This is a genomic window from Hymenobacter monticola (genome assembly GCF_022811645.1).
GTDB lineage: Bacteria > Bacteroidota > Bacteroidia > Cytophagales > Hymenobacteraceae > Hymenobacter > Hymenobacter monticola.
In genome coordinates, this window is record NZ_CP094534.1 from 1,693,545 (window position 1) to 1,709,342 (window position 15,798).

General features: G+C 57.5%; 10 protein-coding genes and 1 pseudogene. 8 read left to right on the plus strand and 3 right to left on the minus strand.

Annotation, left to right across the window (positions count from 1 at the left end):
* Positions 1-17: 17 nt before the first annotated feature.
* The 5 genes and pseudogenes from MTP16_RS07145 to porN all read left to right on the plus strand — a co-directional run bounded on the left by MTP16_RS07145 (position 18) and on the right by porN (position 5,881).
* A complete protein-coding gene (locus MTP16_RS07145) occupies positions 18-1,037 on the plus strand; it encodes a PorP/SprF family type IX secretion system membrane protein (RefSeq protein ID WP_243517315.1) in 1,020 nt (339 codons plus the stop codon).
* Positions 1,038-1,287: 250 nt separating this feature from the next.
* Positions 1,288-2,304 (plus strand): T9SS ring complex lipoprotein PorK/GldK, encoded by a 1,017-nt coding sequence (gene porK, locus MTP16_RS07150; protein WP_243517333.1) that lies wholly within the window; start codon positions 1,288-1,290, stop codon positions 2,302-2,304.
* A gap of 92 nt (positions 2,305-2,396) precedes the next feature.
* Positions 2,397-3,209, plus strand: coding sequence for a type IX secretion system motor protein PorL/GldL (gene porL, locus MTP16_RS07155; RefSeq protein WP_243517337.1), 813 nt, complete (start codon positions 2,397-2,399; stop codon positions 3,207-3,209).
* Positions 3,210-3,300: 91 nt separating this feature from the next.
* Positions 3,301-4,835, plus strand: a pseudogene (porM, locus tag MTP16_RS26150) (type IX secretion system motor protein PorM/GldM).
* A gap of 59 nt (positions 4,836-4,894) precedes the next feature.
* Positions 4,895-5,881, plus strand: coding sequence for a type IX secretion system ring subunit PorN/GldN (gene porN / locus MTP16_RS07170; RefSeq protein WP_243517354.1), 987 nt, complete (start codon positions 4,895-4,897; stop codon positions 5,879-5,881).
* Positions 5,882-5,983: 102 nt separating this feature from the next.
* On the opposite strand, the gene uvrC is transcribed toward porN, so the two are convergent.
* The 3 genes from uvrC to porW all read right to left on the minus strand — a co-directional run bounded on the left by uvrC (position 5,984) and on the right by porW (position 13,621).
* Complete coding sequence (gene uvrC, locus MTP16_RS07175; protein ID WP_243517356.1) at positions 5,984-7,825, minus strand: excinuclease ABC subunit UvrC; 1,842 nt, start codon at positions 7,823-7,825, stop codon at positions 5,984-5,986.
* A gap of 137 nt (positions 7,826-7,962) precedes the next feature.
* On the minus strand, positions 7,963-10,302 hold the full coding sequence (locus MTP16_RS07180; RefSeq protein WP_243517368.1) for a penicillin-binding protein 1A: 2,340 nt from the start codon (positions 10,300-10,302) through the stop codon (positions 7,963-7,965).
* Between the two features lie 115 nt (positions 10,303-10,417).
* On the minus strand, positions 10,418-13,621 hold the full coding sequence (porW, locus tag MTP16_RS07185; protein WP_243517371.1) for a type IX secretion system periplasmic lipoprotein PorW/SprE: 3,204 nt from the start codon (positions 13,619-13,621) through the stop codon (positions 10,418-10,420).
* A gap of 172 nt (positions 13,622-13,793) precedes the next feature.
* Here porW and MTP16_RS07190 point away from each other — a divergent pair, with 172 nt between their 5' ends.
* The 3 genes from MTP16_RS07190 to atpB all read left to right on the plus strand — a co-directional run bounded on the left by MTP16_RS07190 (position 13,794) and on the right by atpB (position 15,680).
* Positions 13,794-14,027: an AtpZ/AtpI family protein gene (locus tag MTP16_RS07190; RefSeq protein WP_243517374.1), complete on the plus strand. Its 234-nt coding sequence runs from the start codon at positions 13,794-13,796 to the stop codon at positions 14,025-14,027.
* A 141-nt stretch (positions 14,028-14,168) separates the two neighbouring features.
* Positions 14,169-14,573, plus strand: a complete 405-nt coding sequence (locus tag MTP16_RS07195; protein WP_243517379.1) for a hypothetical protein — start codon at positions 14,169-14,171, stop codon at positions 14,571-14,573.
* A gap of 39 nt (positions 14,574-14,612) precedes the next feature.
* Positions 14,613-15,680, plus strand: coding sequence for a F0F1 ATP synthase subunit A (gene atpB / locus MTP16_RS07200; protein ID WP_243517382.1), 1,068 nt, complete (start codon positions 14,613-14,615; stop codon positions 15,678-15,680).
* Positions 15,681-15,798 lie beyond the last annotated feature (118 nt).

The window sequence follows — 15,798 nt, forward strand, 5'->3', positions numbered from 1 at the left end:
ACCACCACACCTGTCCTATGAAAGGAACGTTACTCGCGACCCTGCTTTTCGCGGCCGCGGCCGGTTCGGCGTATGCCCAACAGCAGCCCCAGTTCACCCACTACGGTTTTAATGGCATGGCTTTGAACCCGGCTTACGCTGGCATCAAAGGACAAGGTGAGGTGAACCTCATCGGCCGTTACCAGTATTTCAACTATGGTAACTACGGCGATGCCAACGGTTCGCCCCGCACCGGCCTCATTTCGGCCTCGCTGCCCATCTTGGCCACCGGCGGTGGTGTGGGCGCCGTGGTTTACTACGACCAGGTAGGCCAGTCGAAGATGACCAATGCGTCGCTTTCGTACTCGCAGCACATCAAGATGGGTTCGGGCAAACTGGGCATCGGCATCCAAGGCATTTACACCTACCTGAGCAAAGGCACCTACATCGCCCTCGACCCATACGACGTGAACGTGCCCAGCGGCGCTTCCGATAGCAAGTTCGACGCAGGTGTAGGCTTGTGGTACGAGTCGCCCAAATTCTACGCGGGTCTAAGCATGAACAACCTGCTCCGCTCGAAATACACGTTTCAGAGCGCCGGTATCGCAAACCCGCAAACCGGTAAGATAGAGGGCACTCCCCAGCAGTACATCGCCGAAAACCATGCTTATTTCACGGCCGGCTACAATATCGATGCCTCGTCGTCCGTTGTAGTGACGCCAACGGTGTTGGTGAAATCCGTTCTGCCGGGTGACTTCTCCAGCAGCAACAAATTCAGTAATTCTAAGAACTACTCCTTTGAGGGCGGTGTTCGCGCTACTATCGACGACAAATACTGGATTGGTGCCAACTACCGGACCGAGGAATCCGTTTCGGGCCTGTTAGGCATCAGCTTCGCCAAAGACAATGCCGTGCGCTTGGGCTATGCCTTCGACTTCATTGCCTTCAACCAAGACGCCCGTGCGTTCAGCTCGCACGAAATTATGCTCTCCTACCGCTTGCCCAAGCCGTCGCCCAATATCCGCCCGGCTATCCGCACGCCCCGTTACAGCTTCTAATTTTCCTATTCCTCGTTCGATACCCTGAATGAGCATTATCCTAATCCAGTTAGGATAAATTTTAGGCGGCTCCGCAAAATATAATAAGGATTAACCGAGTTATTTGCGCTATCCAGCGTGTTTACCCCGAATTTGGTCGTGTGCAGCGAATACTAGGTATTGCACCGCATCCTAATTTAGTGTAGATTTGCCAGCCCATCTAAATGGACTTTAGCGGTATCAGCAATTACTAACAGAATTCTAACCCCTCATGAACAAGTTTCTAGCATTATCCCTTTTTGCTATCTCCGGTACATTATTGGGTGGGTGTTTTGGCAAAGGGCCGACCGGTGACCTGGTTGGTTCCGAAGACCGGCCCTTCTTTATCCCCCAGGAAGTGCCTTACGGCATGGTACCTTGCCCCGGCGGTACATTCCACATGGGCCAGACCGACCAAGACATCTCCGCCTCGATGGTGAACATGAACAAGCAGGTGACCATCGCCGGCTTCTACATGGACGAAACGGAGATTACCAACAACGAGTACCGCCAGTTTATGGACAACATCAAGCAGGACTCGCTTGATGTATTGGGCGAAGAATATGTGATGACGGAGCTGTATCCCGACACCACGGTGTGGGTACGCGACTTCACCTACCACATGGGCGACCCCCTGCTCGAATACTACTACACTCACCCCGCCTTCGACGATTATCCGGTAGTGGGCGTGGATTGGTTTGCCGCCAAGTATTTCTGCAACTGGCGCACCAAGTTCCGCAACGCTGCCCGCGAGGAATCGGGCTACGCCAACGACCCCAACTTCCGCCTGCCTTCCGAGGCTGAGTGGGAATACGCCGCCCGCGGCGGCCGCGACCTCGCCACGTATCCTTGGGGTGGCCCGTACCTGCGCAACACCAAGGGCTGCATGCTGGCCAACTTCAAGCCCGGCCGTGGCGACTACGCTTCGGATGGCTTTGCTTACACTTCGGAAGTAGGCTCGTTCTTCCCCAACGACTTCGGCCTGTACGACATGGCCGGCAACGTGTCGGAGTGGTGCGATGATGCTTACATGGAAGCCTCGGTACCGGTAGTGTGGGACTTGAACCCCACCAACCCGGATGATAACGAACCCCGCAAAGTGGTGCGCGGTGGCTCTTGGAAAGATATTGCTTACTTCCTCGAAACCGGCACGCGCAACTTCGAATACCAGGATTCGGCCCGCTCTTACATCGGCTTCCGTTGCTCGATGATTCAGATTGGCATGGGCACCAACAGCTCGCTCAACTAATATTCAATACAACCCAAACCAGCGGGAAGACATTATTTTAACCACCCTCCCCTTCTTACACCTTCTTCAACCCCCTTTCAAGTTAAATCCTCATGGCAGCTAAAGAAAGTTTCCTCTATGACAAGCTGATGCCCAAAATCTACGGCATCGGTGCAGCAGTTGTAATTGTTGGTGCTCTTTTCAAAATTGAACACTGGGCAGGTGCCGACTTGATGCTCATCGTAGGCCTGGGTACCGAAGCCGTTATCTTCTTCCTGAGCGCCTTTCAACCCGTTGATAAAGGCCATGACTGGTCGCTGGTGTATCCCGAACTGAGCGAAGGCTACGACCCCTCAACCGGCGACAACCGTCTCAACGCACCCGATAGCTCGTCGAAAGGCTTGACGATGAAGCTGGACGACATGCTGAAAAATGCCAACGTGACCCCCGAAGCTATTTCGAACCTGGGCCAAGGCCTGAACCGCCTCAGCACCACCACCTCGCAGCTGTCGCAGCTGGGCGAAGCTACCAACGTAACCGACGAGTACACCAAGAAAGTACGCACGGCTGCTGACTCGCTCGAAAAAATCAACGTGGCTTACTCCAACACCGTGGACGCTATTTCGGCCATGTCGAACGCTACTTCGGACGCCAAAGAGTACCACATGCAGGTGCAGAACGTGACCAAGAACCTGGGCGCACTGAACGCCGTGTACGAGATGGAACTGCAGGATGCCAACACGCACCTCAAGTCCATGAACCAATTCTACGGCACGCTCAGCAAGGCTATGGACAACATGACCCAGGCTGGCAAAGACACTGAGCAATTCCAGAAGCAAGTAGCCGACCTCACCGGCAACCTGACCTCGCTCAACCGCGTGTACGGCAACATGCTGAACGCCATGCGTGCCGGCGCTCAAGCCTAAGCGCTTCTTCCCATTCCTTCCACCAAATTTTTAGCGGAACCAGATAATGGCAGGCGGTAATGAAACCCCGCGGCAGAAGATGATTGGCATGATGTATCTCGTGCTAACCGCTCTTCTGGCGCTCCAAGTGAACTCAGCAATTCTGCTGAAGTTCAAGTTCATCGATGACAGCCTTTTAGGTGTCAACGATAAGACTTCGCTCGGGGCAGACGGTACTGTAAAAGGTATCCAAGCTGCCGTTCAGAAGAACAACAACCAGCCTCAGGACTTGGCCGTGCTCAAGCAAAGCGAAGAAATTCGTGCCAAGACGAAAGAACTGGTGTCTTACCTGCGCGACGTGCGTCAGAAGCTGATGGTTGCCACCGAGAACAAAAACGGTGAAATGACCAATCTCAGCGGTGAAGACAAAGTGGCCATAACGATGTTGGGTGGCAAGCGCAACGGTTTGGCTTACACTGGCCTAAAGCCTAAGCTGAACGAGTATTCGACTTATATTCAGCGGTTTGTTCCGAGCGCGCAGCCGTTGGCTATCGACGCCAAGAACGACCCGCGCGTGACGGAAAAGGCCCAGAAGACCAAAAACTTCGAAGAGCTCAACTTCGAGAACACGCCGGTAGTAGCTGCTCTGGCTACCATCTCGCAGAAGGAAACCGAAGTGCTGAAGTACGAAGCTGATGCCCTGTCGGCTCTGGCTCAGAAAGTAGGTGCCAAAACGATTGTGTTTGACAAGATTGGTGCTTTCGCCAGCGCCGAGTCCAATACGGTAGCTGCTGGTACCAAGTACAAAGCCGACTGTTCCTGACCGCTTCGGCGTCGACCATCAGCCCGAAAATGACCTTGAACGGCTCGCCAATCTCGGTAGGTCCGGATGGCCACGGCAAAGTTGAGTTCACGGCTCGCCCGGGCGCTTTCAACTCGGAAGGTGTAGCTAAGGCTTCTTGGACGGGCACGATTCGCTTCAACCAGAACGGCCGCGACACCACTTTCGTGAAGAAAGTAGAGTACAACATCACCAAGCCGGTGATGCAGATTCAGTCGGCTTCGGTGCAGGCGCTATACTTCAAGTGCGGCAACAAGCTGAACGTATCGGTGCCGGCCCTCGGCGCTCAGTACAAGCCCAGCTTCTCGGCTTCGGGTGCTTCGGCCATCCAAGGTGCCAAAGTGGGTGACGTGACCCTGATTCCGAACTCGAGAGAGGTGACTCTGAACGTGAGCAGCGGTGGCAACGCCATCGGCTCGCAGACTTTCCAGGTTCGTCCGATTCCCAAGCCCACCATTCAGTGCTTCGTAGGCGGCCGTGAGGCCAACGAGAAGCAAGGTACGCCTGGCACGGCTGTGCGTTCGATGACTCTGAAAGCTGTGCCGGATGCTGGCTTCGCCACCTTCCTGCCGGATGACGCCAAGTTCCGTGTGACGCGTTACGAGGTGACGCTGGTGCGTGGCCGTCGCCCCGCTTTGGCTCCCAAAACCATTAGCGGCCCGCAGGCTGACCTGAGCGATGTGGTGAATGCCTACCGCGACGGCGACCGCCTGTACGTGGAAGTGAAGGAAGTGCAGCGCATGAACTTCCAAGGCAACACCGAGCCGGTAAGCATTCAGAAACAATTTAATATTCCCCTGCTGTAATATCCGGTGGCTTGGCCACGTTAGCGAACTATCCTACCATTAATTAGCTTTTGCCCGATATGAAATCCATTCACACCTTGGCCGCTGTGGCGGCGGGCTTGTCGCTGTCGCTGACGGCTTCGGCCCAGGAGCAAGCCACTACGGCGAGCAGCACCGGTTCGCACCGGCCCATTCCCCCGTCTGACCAAATGTTCCGCAAGAGCATCTGGCGGCAGGTGGACCTGCGCGAGAAGCAAAACAAGCCGATGTTTTCCGAAGGCAAGGAAATCAGCCGGGTTATCCTCGAGGCCGTGAAGCGCGGCGAACTGACGGCTTATAAGAACGACTCGCTGACGTCGACCTTCACGCCCCAGGAAGTACGCACCAACTCGTCTTATGTGGACGAGGCAGTAAAACTGAGCGACGAGGAAAAAGCAGCTGGTTTTAGCGAGAAGGACCTTGGCGGTGGCTCTGATGACGGCTGGGGCACGCCCGCGCCGAAGAAAAGCGGCGGCGGCAGCACGGCTACTACCAAGCGTCAGCCCAAGCTGGGCGCCAACGGCAAGCCGCTGAAGGATAAGAAAGGCAAAATCATTTACGAGACTGTAGCCGTAGCTCCGCCACCTCCCCCCGCGCCGGTGGGCAACGAGTACCGTCCGAAGGATTTGTATGAGATGGAAGTGAAAGAGGATATGATTTTCGACAAGAAGCGGTCGAGAATGTATCACGACATCAAATCCATCACGCTGCTGGTTCCCTCCACGCTGCCGACCAACATCTCGGGTATCGAGAAGCCAATTGGCACATTCAAGTACAGCGACCTGGTGAAGGTGTTCCGCGCCAACCCGCAAAACGCCATCTGGTTCAATGCCGAGAACGATGCGCAACACAAGAACCTTGCTGATGCCTTCGAGCTGTGGTTGTTCAACTCCTACATCACCAAGGTGTCGAATGCCGGCGACAGCCGTCTGGATGACATCTACGGTGGTGCTCAGCAAGGTATCCTGGCTGCTCAACAGACGGCCGCTGACCTGGTAGAATACGAGTACAACCTGTGGAGCTTCTAGACCGCAGATTATGCAGATTTAACGGATTGGACAGATTCTGAATTTGCTTGATAAACAAAAAGGCCCTCGCAGCGATGCGAGGGCCTTTTTGTTTGATGGGTATTAGTTGCTGGCTGGAAGCTGCTGGGGCGGCACGGGGTGGGATGGAGCTTCGTTTTCGGCAAAGTAGTTCTGCAGGACTTTGGCTTTGGCTTTGCCGACTTCAGCAATTAGCTCGGCATCGGAGAGCTCCCGGATTTTCTTAACGGACTTGAATTTGTTAAGAAGTTTCTCGGCGGTGATGGGGCCAAGGCCTTTAACGTCGGTTAGCTCGGTTTTGAGCGTCGCGGCGTCGCGGCGGGAGCGGTGGAAGGTGATGCCGAAGCGGTGCACTTCGTCGCGCATGCGCTGGAAAAGGCGCAGTGATTCGCTTTTCTTGTCGATGTAGAGGGGGAGTGGGTCGTTGGGAACGTAGATTTCTTCGAGGCGCTTGGCTATGCCAATGACCGGAATCTGACCCCAGAGGTTGAGGTCTTTCAGGGCCTTGACGGCCATGCTGAGCTGGCCTTTCCCGCCGTCGACGATGACCAACTGCGGGAGACTGGCGCCTTCGTCCACTAGACGGCGGTAGCGGCGGGTGACGACTTCGTACATGCTGTCGAAGTCGTTTGGGCCAATGACGGTTTTAATGTGGTAGTGGCGGTAGTCCTTTTTGCTGGGTTTGGCGTTGCGAAAGCAGACCATGGCAGCCACTGGGTTGTCGCCCTGAAAGTTGGAGTTGTCGAAGCACTCGATATGCTTGGGTAGCTCGGTGAGGCGCAGGTCCTTTTTGATGGTTTCCATGATGCGCACTTCGTTTACGTCCTTGCTGCGCTCGTTCATGCTTTCCTTCTCCTTGCGGGCGTAAAGCACGTTTTTCAGGGCCAGGTCGAGTAGCTTGCGCTTATCGCCGATTTGCGGTACCGTGAGCGTGATGCCGGGCAAAGGCAGCGCGACAGGCACGTTGGTCAGGATTTCCTTCGACTCGCTTTCGAACTCCTGGCGCATCTGCATGACAAGCGGGGCCAGGATTTCGGCATCTTCCTCGTCCAGCTTTTTCGTGACTTCGAGCGACTGGGTAAGGATGATGCTGCCGTTCATCACTTTGAGATAGGTGATAAAACCCGACTTTTCGTTGCTGGCAATGGCAAAAACGTCGATGTTGGTGAGCGACGCGTTCACGATGGTAGACTTGGCCTGGAAAGCTTCGAGCTTGTCGAGCTTGACTTTGAAGGCGTGCGCCAACTCGTACTGCATTTCCTGCGCCGCGGCGGTCATGCGCTCCTTGAAGTACTGCTTGGGAATGCGCAGGTCGCCGTTGAGAATCTGACGGATTTGCTGGATATAGCCGTTGTAGATGGCCTCATCTTCTTTGGCCACACAGGGGGCGTTGCAATTGCCGATTTGCAGCTCCAGGCAGGGCTTGAACTTGCCGGCGGCCACGTTTTCGGGCGTGAGGTTGTAGTTGCAGGTGCGCAACGGGTACAGGGCCCGGATGAGCTCCAGTAGCACGTTCAGGGCAGTGCCGTTGGCGTAGGGACCGTAGTAGCGCGAGCCGTCGTTAATCTTGTTACGCGTGGGAATAAGGCGCGGGAACCGCTCGTTGGTGAGGCAGAGGTAGGGGTAGGTTTTACCGTCTTTGAGCAGGATGTTGTATTTGGGCTGGTGCTGCTTGATGAGATTGTTTTCAAGCAAAAACGCATCGGATTCCGAATCCACAATGGTAAACTCCAGCCGCTTGATGTTGCGGACCAGCTGCTGCGTTTTCTTGTTGTGGTCTTGCTTGGTGAAGTAGCTGCTCACGCGCTTACGCAGGTCAATGGCCTTGCCCACGTAGATGATGCCCTCGTCGTCAAAGTACTTATACACGCCGGGCTTGTGGGGCAGGGCATTGATTTGGGCTTGCAGTTCAGGTTTGGCGGCCATAGGGAGGGCAGAGGTAATCGAATTAATTATAACGAAATATGGCTGACGAAAGTCGCCAGCCATATCAAAATTGTGAATGTTTCGAGCAAGGTGCAGAAATCCGTTAGGAGCTTTTCGCGTGCTCGGCAAGGGTTGTTCTAGATGTCCTTATCATCCAAATCTGAAGCATCGGGTGCTTGCATCTTTTGGTCGTAGGGAATGGTATCGCGCTGGCCGCCGTAGTACTTCGAGCAATCAATCTCAATGCTGAGCGGGGCGGCAGGTTTGGGGAAGGGCTGCGTGTTCAAGCCAATGTTCTTGTCCTTGTACACTTTCTGCATGAAGAGACCGTAAAGCGGCAGGGCCGCGCGGGCGCCCTGGCCATAGGCGCCGCTGCGGAAGTGAATGCTGCGGTCTTCGCCGCCCACCCACATGCCGCACACCAGGTCCGGGGTGATGCCCATGAACCAGGCGTCGGAATAGTTGGAGGTGGTGCCGGTTTTGGCCCCGATTTCAAACGGGAACTTGAAGCCCGTATGCAGGATGGTGCTGGTGCCGCCGGGCTCGGTAGTGCTGGCCTGCAGCATGTTGGTCATGATGTAGGCGGTTTCTTCGTTGAGTACCTCCTTGGTCTGAGGCACGAATTCACGCAGTACGTTGCCGTTCTTGTCCTCAATGCGCGTCACCATGATGGGCGAGGTCCAGACGCCCTTGTTTACGAAGGTGGCGTACACCCCGCACAACTCGTAAATGCTACAATCGGAAGTGCCAAAACCCATCGATGGCACCGCATCGACCGGCGAGGTAATGCCCAGCTTTTTGGCGTATTCAGCAATGGTTTCGGGGCCTAGCTTCATCACCAGCCAAGCCGTGATGGAGTTCATGGAGCGGGCCAGGGCCTGCCGTAGCGTGAACGTGCGACCCGAGAAGTTTCCCTCGAAGTTTTTGGGCGTGTAGGGTGCGCGGCCCGCCACGGCGGGGAAGGTGGTGGCCACATCGGGGCGGGGGAAGCAGGGCGAATAGCCTTGCTCGATGGCGGCTGTGTATACGATGGGTTTGAACGTGGAGCCGGGCTGGCGCTTGCCCTGCCGCACGTGGTCAAACTTGAAAAACTTGTAATTGGGGCCACCCACCCAGGCTTTCACCTGGCCGTTGAGCGGGTTCATGGCCATGAAGCCGGCGCGCAGGTAGCGCTTGTAGTACGCCAGCGAGTCGAGCGGCGACATCAACATTTCTTTCTCGCCCTGCCAGGTGAATACCGGCATCTTGTACTTCTTGCGCAGGTAGTAGTTCACCGAGTCGCGGTTGCCCTCAAACTGGTTCATCAGCGACTTGTAGCGCTGGGTGCGGCGCATGGCAATGTTGAGAAAGTCGGGGATGACCTTGCCGTTCTCGTCGCGCCAGGGCAGCTGGCCTTTCCATTGCGCACTAAACCACTTCTGCTGCAGGGCCAGGTGCTCGGCCAAGGACTTCTCGGCGTACTCCTGCATCCGCGAGTCGATGGTGGTGTAGATTTTCAGGCCGTCGGCGTAGAGGTCGTGGTCGGTTTCCTTGGCCCAGGCAATGAGCGACTTCACCACCTCGGCCCGGAAATAGGGGGCCAGGCCCTTGCTGGGATTTTCCACGGAGTAGTGCAGCACAATGGCCTTGGCCGTATCCTGCGCCAGTTCGGCGTCGGTGATGTAGTGCGACTTGGCCATCTGGCGCAGCACCCAGTTGCGGCGCTTGCGCGAACGGTCGGGGTGCACCACGGGGCTAAAGCGGCCGGGCGCGTTCACGATGCCCACCAGCGTGGCGGCCTCGGGCGTGGTCAGGTTTTTGGGCGACTTGTTGAAGAAGGTCTTGGCTGCCGTGTTGATGCCGAAAGAGTTCGAGCCGTACTCCACCGTGTTGAGGTACATGCGGATGATTTCGCGCTTGGTGTAGTTGCGCTCCAGCCGGATGGCCAGAATCCACTCCTTGGTTTTGGTGATGAGCATTCCGATTTTGCCACTGCCATTGAGGGCGCCATCATTCAGGTCCTGCCGGGTTTTGAACAGCACCTTGGCCACCTGCTGGGTGAGCGTGGAGCCGCCGCCATTGTGCGAGAAGGTGAGCACGCCGGTCACGGCCCGCAACACGCTCTTGGCATCAATGCCCGAGTGCTGCTCAAAGCGCACGTCCTCCGTGGCAATGAGGGCGTCAATCAGGTTCTGCGGCAAGTCTTTGAACTCAACGGGCGTGCGGTTTTCGCGGAAGTATTTGCCCAGCAGCACCCCATCAGCCGAGTAAATCTCGGAAGCCAGCTCGGAGCGCGGGTTTTCCAGCGTTTTCAGGTTGGGCATGCGTCCGAACAGGTTCAGGAAGTTGCCGCTCACGGCCAGCACAAACAGGCCCAGGCCCACCACGCCCGCGCCAAACAGCACCCACATGGTCCGGATGAAGGCCGTGAAGCGGCCGGGGCGCGCGGGTTTCAGCGGCTGGGGCTTGGCGCGGCGGGTAGGAGGGGAAGTGGGCATAAGAAACAAAACGGGAATAAGCAGGCAAAAATAAAGCCTCCGATGGTGGGCGGAGGCTTTATACGGTTCAGGGGCATTGGTCACCCATGCACGCGCAACAACTGACCTCGCCGGGTTATTTGTACACGCGCTGGAAGAAGGTTTGGTATCCGGCCAGGTCGCCCGAGGCTTGAAGCAGCGCCAAATTCTCTAGGCTGATAACCAACGTTTGGTACCCCTGGCCGCGCAGGCGGCCCAGCGGCGACTGCGGCCCGCGCAGCTTGGTGGCGTAGCTCTGGGCCACTTTGGCGCCGGGCAAGGTCCGCACCACTACCAGCATTTGGTCGGCGCCGAGGGCGGGCGTTTCCACCGTCAGGTTGTTAGCCTTGAAAAAGCGGCCGTTATAGGCACCCAGCTGCGTCGCTAAGTCGGCTGCTGGCGGCGTGGCTTTTGGGAACACCAGTACCACCGCGTGCGCGCCGCTGAGCTGGGTGGTGTAGGCCGTAGCGGGAGCGGCAGGGGCGTCGGCGGGCGCCGGGGTGGTAGCAGTGGCCGGAGCAGCGCCCGAGGCGGCAGGAACCGGCGCAGGAGTAGACGTAGCGGGCGGGGTTGGCGTGGGAGCAGCGGCTGAGGTAGCCGCTGCCTTCGTGACGGGAGTTGCTTTGCCGTTGCGGGTCTTTGCGATTGGCGACTTCGGGGAAGTGGCTTTTTCAGCTTCTGCTTTTTCTACAAGGTCTTTATCAGCCGCCTTAGCCGGCGCAGTCTTATCAGGGCTGGCTACTGGCGCGGGGCCGGCCGAACCGCTGGGGGCCGTAACGGCAGGCTTGAGGTCCGGCTTCGGCGTCGCGGGCTCAAGCGTCTTAGGCGCTTCCGGCGCGGCTCCGCTAGGATTCAGGGCCTTAGCGGGCGTCTCATTTTCACCGAAGAAAATGCGCATTCGGTTGTCCACTTCACCGGGGCGGAACAGCGACACCACCGGCTTTTCTGTCGAAGCCAATGCCCCGGCCAACTGGCCGCTGCCTTGCTTTTTGTAAGCTTCGGCCAGCGCCCGGGCTTGGGGAACAAGCGGACTATCGGGGTAATCCTTGTAAAACTTCTCCACCGATGAGCGCGCCGTAAGCGGGGCCTGGGTGCGCACCACCAGCAGCGTCTTCAGATAAGCCACCCGGTCGCTCAGGTCGCTCTTGGGGTATAGCTTCTCGGTGCGGGCCAGCACGGTGTTTGCCTTGGCAAACTGCTGGTTTTTGTAGTATGTGAAAGCAGAATCAACGCGGCTGGCCACTGCATTGTGCAAGGCCAGCTCGTGCTCGCGGTACAGCGGGTCGGCAATCAGCTTGGCGTAGATGGACGTGGGGAATTCCTTTTGCAGCGCCGCCGCGTACTGCGCCGTCTTGGCCGCGTCGGGCTTGTCTTTATAATAGAGGTAAAGCAGATAGTAGGCATCCGGCGCGTGCTCGCCGCGAGTATAGCGGGTCACCTGCTTTTCGTAGGTTTCAAAGCCTTTCTCCCGCTCTTTCAGCAGTTCCTTATAAATGCCGCCCAGTTCGTACATGGCCGCTTCAATTTGCTTGTCAGATGCCTGCAACTGGGCCGGCGTGGTGGGCAGCGCGCTGCGGTACTTGGCTACCAGCGCATTCTTCTCTGCGTTGGGGTCGGCCGCGGCGGCTTTGGTGGCCGAATCGGCCTGGGCGCTGTTCACGGCCGTGGTTGAGTTGCCGGTCATGGGCAGCGGCACGCCGCCGTTGGCCACGTTGTTGGGCGAGCTGCTGGCCTGGCTCACGGTGCGCCAGTTGTCCTGCAGCTGGCGGCCCTGCCACTTCCGCACAAACTCGGCCCGTGCTGTGCCCAGCGCCGCCGGGTTGTCGAAATACCACTTTGCCCCTCCGGCCACCGCTGTGGGGTCGAATGACATCGGGTCCGCTGCAGTAGCGCCAGGTGCGCCCGGAATACTGCTCGGCGCCAGGCCGGAACCAATGCCGCTACTACCGCTTTGCTGGCGGCTGGCGAATTCGGCTGCTTTGGCGTCGGCCTTCTGTTTGGCGGCAAGGCGGGCTTCCTCCTTCCTTTTTTCTGTGATTTCAGCATCAGCGTACTGATTCAGCTGCTGGCCCAGCGCCTCGGGCGAGAGCTTGGCCAAAGCCTGCAGGCTGTCCTGCGTTTCGATGATGGTGTATTGCTTGGCAAAATCCCGCAGAATGTCGCTGCGCTCCTTGATGGCGGCGTAGGTCTTGGCTTCCTTGTTCAGGTTTTGCACCGTGCTGTCGTAGTAAGCCGCGGCCAGCCGATACTTCTGCAGGTTCTCGTAGTAAATGCGGCCCGCCAGCAGGTAGGTGTAGCTTTTCTGGGTCTTGTTGGTGGTCGTCGCCGCAATGGACTGCCGCAGCAGCTTCAGCGCCTCGGGGTAGTTCTTTTCGCGGTAGTTGAGCCGCGCCATCTCGTAATAAATCTTGTCGCGGTAGTCTTTGTTCTTGGGGTCTTTCAGCAGGCCCGCAAAGTTCTTATTCAGCCGCTCCCGGTCCTGCGCACTCAGGTCCGAAACCTGCGCCAGCAGCAGCTTGGCCTGAAAATCCAGCTCATAAGGCGGGTTCCGGCTCAAAATCTGGTCGAGCTGGTCGTAGGCCTTCTTGTTCTCGCCCTGCTCCTGGTAGAGCTGCGCCAGGATATAGCGCGTGCGCGACTGTTCGTTCTTGAATTCAATTAGCGGAATGGCTTTCTCCAACTGCGGAATGGCCTTGGCCGGCTCCTCGGTGCGGATGTAATAGTCGGCCCGCGTCAGGAACAGTTGGCGGGCATCCTGCGGCAAGCCCTGCTCCTTATCGAGCAAATCCGACACCGCCTTGGCGCTTTCCATCTCGCCCTGCGCCACGAAAGTGCGCATCAGCCCAATCAGGGCCTCGTGCTTGGCGTTGGCATCCTTGCTGGTCGAGTTGACATACTTAAACGTCAGCGCCGCGTCATCAAACTGCATCTGATAGAAGCGGGCCCAGCCCACCACGATGTAGGCATCGTCGGTCCAGTCCGAACCCGGCCGGTTCTGAATGGGCATTGAGGCTTTCTTGATAACATCGTTCAAGTCGGCCCGGCTGGCGCGCACCGTGCCACTGTCGAGGCTGGGGAACAGCGGCAGCGTCTGGTTGTAGTCGTTGATGCGACCGGCGTAGAGCTTGTCCTCGGTGAGCAACAGCTTCTGGCGGGCCAGAAAATAGGCGTTGTCCCGCGCCGCCACGTTGTTGAAGGCGTGGGCCACCAGGTTTTTATCCGACGCGCAGCCCGCCACGGTCACCCCAATCAGGAAGACCAAAAGCGCCGCCCAGCGGTATGTCAGCGAATTATGTGTCAAAATCAAAGCAGTGGAAGGGACGAGCCAGAGCCGCCAAAACGCGTAAAGCTCCCGGAAATGTTCGATAACTCCGCACGTTAACGAAGCCGCACGGGTAAAATTACGTTTTTCCGCGGGCAAACGCGGCCCGGCCTGCGCCGTAACTTTGTTCACCGCCTTTCCATTCCCGCCCATGCCCACGCCATCAGACCCCCAGCCCGCCGGCAACAGCCGCCTGCAGGCCGTGATGAAATACTCCGGCCTCGCTTTCCAAATGCTGGCCATCATCGGCGGCAGCGCCTGGCTCGGCTACTGGCTCGATGGCAAATTCAATACCGGGCCCTGGCTCACTATCGTGTTACTCCTGCTGGGCGTGTTCGCGGCCGTGTTCCAGGTCATCCGCAGTTTGACCAAAGAGTCGCTATAAATCTGCGAATACAAAATCACCATCATGCATCGACTGGCTCCCCTCTCCTGTGGGAGAGGGGCTGGGGGTGAGGCCCCACGTTAGGGCGAGCTGCCTTGGCTGCGCTCGGCATGACGTTCTATTAGCGTCTATAATCAATCCATGTCCCGATTCCTGCGTCAGTTCCTTGTCTTCGCCGCCGCGCTGGGCCTGCCCATCTACGTGCTGCACCGCGTGTACGGGACGGCCGTGGTGCACCCGCGCACGGGACTCCTTTTTGTGGTGATGGCGGCGCTCACTTACTTCGCCTATAGCCTCACCGCACGCCTTGTAGCCCGCGACCCGAACAGCTTAGCCATGGGCTACCTCATTGGCATGACGGTGCGTTTGTTGGTCTCGCTGGGCCTCGTGACGTGGCTGCTAGCGGGCGGAATTGCCCGCGAACCAAGAGGGGTTTGGACCTTCCTCGGAGCCTTCTTCATCCTGTACTTTTCGTGGGCCGGGTTTGAAATCTGGGCTACTTTGAGTAACTTGCGGCCGATTTCAGAAAAGCAAGTCACGCAATGATAATGCGTTAGCCTGAAATTTGTCATTAATTAACTTTGGATGAAGCGTTTACTGTCGATTCTTCTTTGTTTCGTTTCCCTGTCCGTTTTTGCTAACGAGCCCGCCAGCGAGGGCGCCAAGGCCGAAGGCTTCAATCCCGGCGAAATGATTTTGCACCACATCGGCGATTCGCACGAGTGGCACTGGCTGGCTACCGACAACGGCAATTTCACCACCTACCTACCCATCATCGCCTACCGCCCCAATAAAGGCGTTTCGGTGTTCTCCTCTGAGAAGATTTCGAACAGCGAAGCCGAAGGTGCCGCCAAAGAATACGATGGTCTGAAGCTGGAGCACGAACACCTCGTGAGCACCGATGGCAGCAAAGTCTACGACTTCTCTATTACCAAGAACATTGCCGCACTCATCGGCAGCGCCGTGCTGATGCTCGTGGTGTTTACTCTGGTAGCCAGCGGCTATAAGAAGAACCACGGCCGCGCCCCCAAAGGCATCCAGTCGTTCTTCGAGCCCATCATCGTCTTCATCCGCGACGAAGTAGCCAAGAAAAACATCGGCCCGAAGTACGAGCGCTACATGCCGTACCTGCTCACGGTGTTTTTCTTCATCTGGTTCAACAACCTGCTGGGCCTCACGCCCGGCGCGGCCAACCTGAGCGGCAACATCGCCGTGACCATGGTGCTGGCCGTGCTCACCCTGATTATCACGCTGGCTTCGAGCAACAAGTACTACTGGGCCCACATCTTCGCCACCCCCGGCGTGCCCAAGCCCTTGTTGCCCATCATGATTATCGTAGAAGTAATTGGCATCTTCACCAAGCCCTTCTCGCTCATGATTCGTCTGTTCGCCAACATCACGGCGGGCCACATCGTGGTGCTGAGCTTCATCAGCCTGGTGTTTATCTTCAAATCGTGGGCCGTAGCACCGGTGACCTTGGCTTTCGGCCTGTTCATCAACGTGCTTGAACTGCTGGTGGCCTTGCTGCAGGCCTTCATCTTCACGCTGCTCACCTCGATGTACATCGGTGGCGCAGTAGAAGAGCACCACGACGCCGACCTGCAAATCGGCTACAACGAGGACGGCACGCCCCTGCACGCCGCCCACCACTAATCTGACTTAATCGGTCGGGCGCCCGCCGCCCGCCAACTGGCTGTTTCGGCCAGACCGTGGCAATCCCCCCCCCCCGCTGCGGGACTGACGAACTTTTTCTTTTCCCCTTTTTCCATTT

What these genes read in the sequence shown, in the direction of transcription:
- MTP16_RS07145 (WP_243517315.1), top strand. Translation starts at nt 18, where the DNA reads ATGAAAGGAACGTTACTCGCGACCCTGCTTTTCGCGGCCGCGGCCGGT.
- porK (WP_243517333.1), top strand. Translation starts at nt 1,288, where the DNA reads ATGAACAAGTTTCTAGCATTATCCCTTTTTGCTATCTCCGGTACATTA.
- porL (WP_243517337.1), top strand. Translation starts at nt 2,397, where the DNA reads ATGGCAGCTAAAGAAAGTTTCCTCTATGACAAGCTGATGCCCAAAATC.
- porN (WP_243517354.1), top strand. Translation starts at nt 4,895, where the DNA reads ATGAAATCCATTCACACCTTGGCCGCTGTGGCGGCGGGCTTGTCGCTG.
- uvrC (WP_243517356.1), bottom strand. Translation starts at nt 7,825, where the DNA reads ATGGCCGCCAAACCTGAACTGCAAGCCCAAATCAATGCCCTGCCCCAC.
- MTP16_RS07180 (WP_243517368.1), bottom strand. Translation starts at nt 10,302, where the DNA reads ATGCCCACTTCCCCTCCTACCCGCCGCGCCAAGCCCCAGCCGCTGAAA.
- MTP16_RS07190 (WP_243517374.1), top strand. Translation starts at nt 13,794, where the DNA reads ATGCCCACGCCATCAGACCCCCAGCCCGCCGGCAACAGCCGCCTGCAG.
- MTP16_RS07195 (WP_243517379.1), top strand. Translation starts at nt 14,169, where the DNA reads ATGTCCCGATTCCTGCGTCAGTTCCTTGTCTTCGCCGCCGCGCTGGGC.
- atpB (WP_243517382.1), top strand. Translation starts at nt 14,613, where the DNA reads ATGAAGCGTTTACTGTCGATTCTTCTTTGTTTCGTTTCCCTGTCCGTT.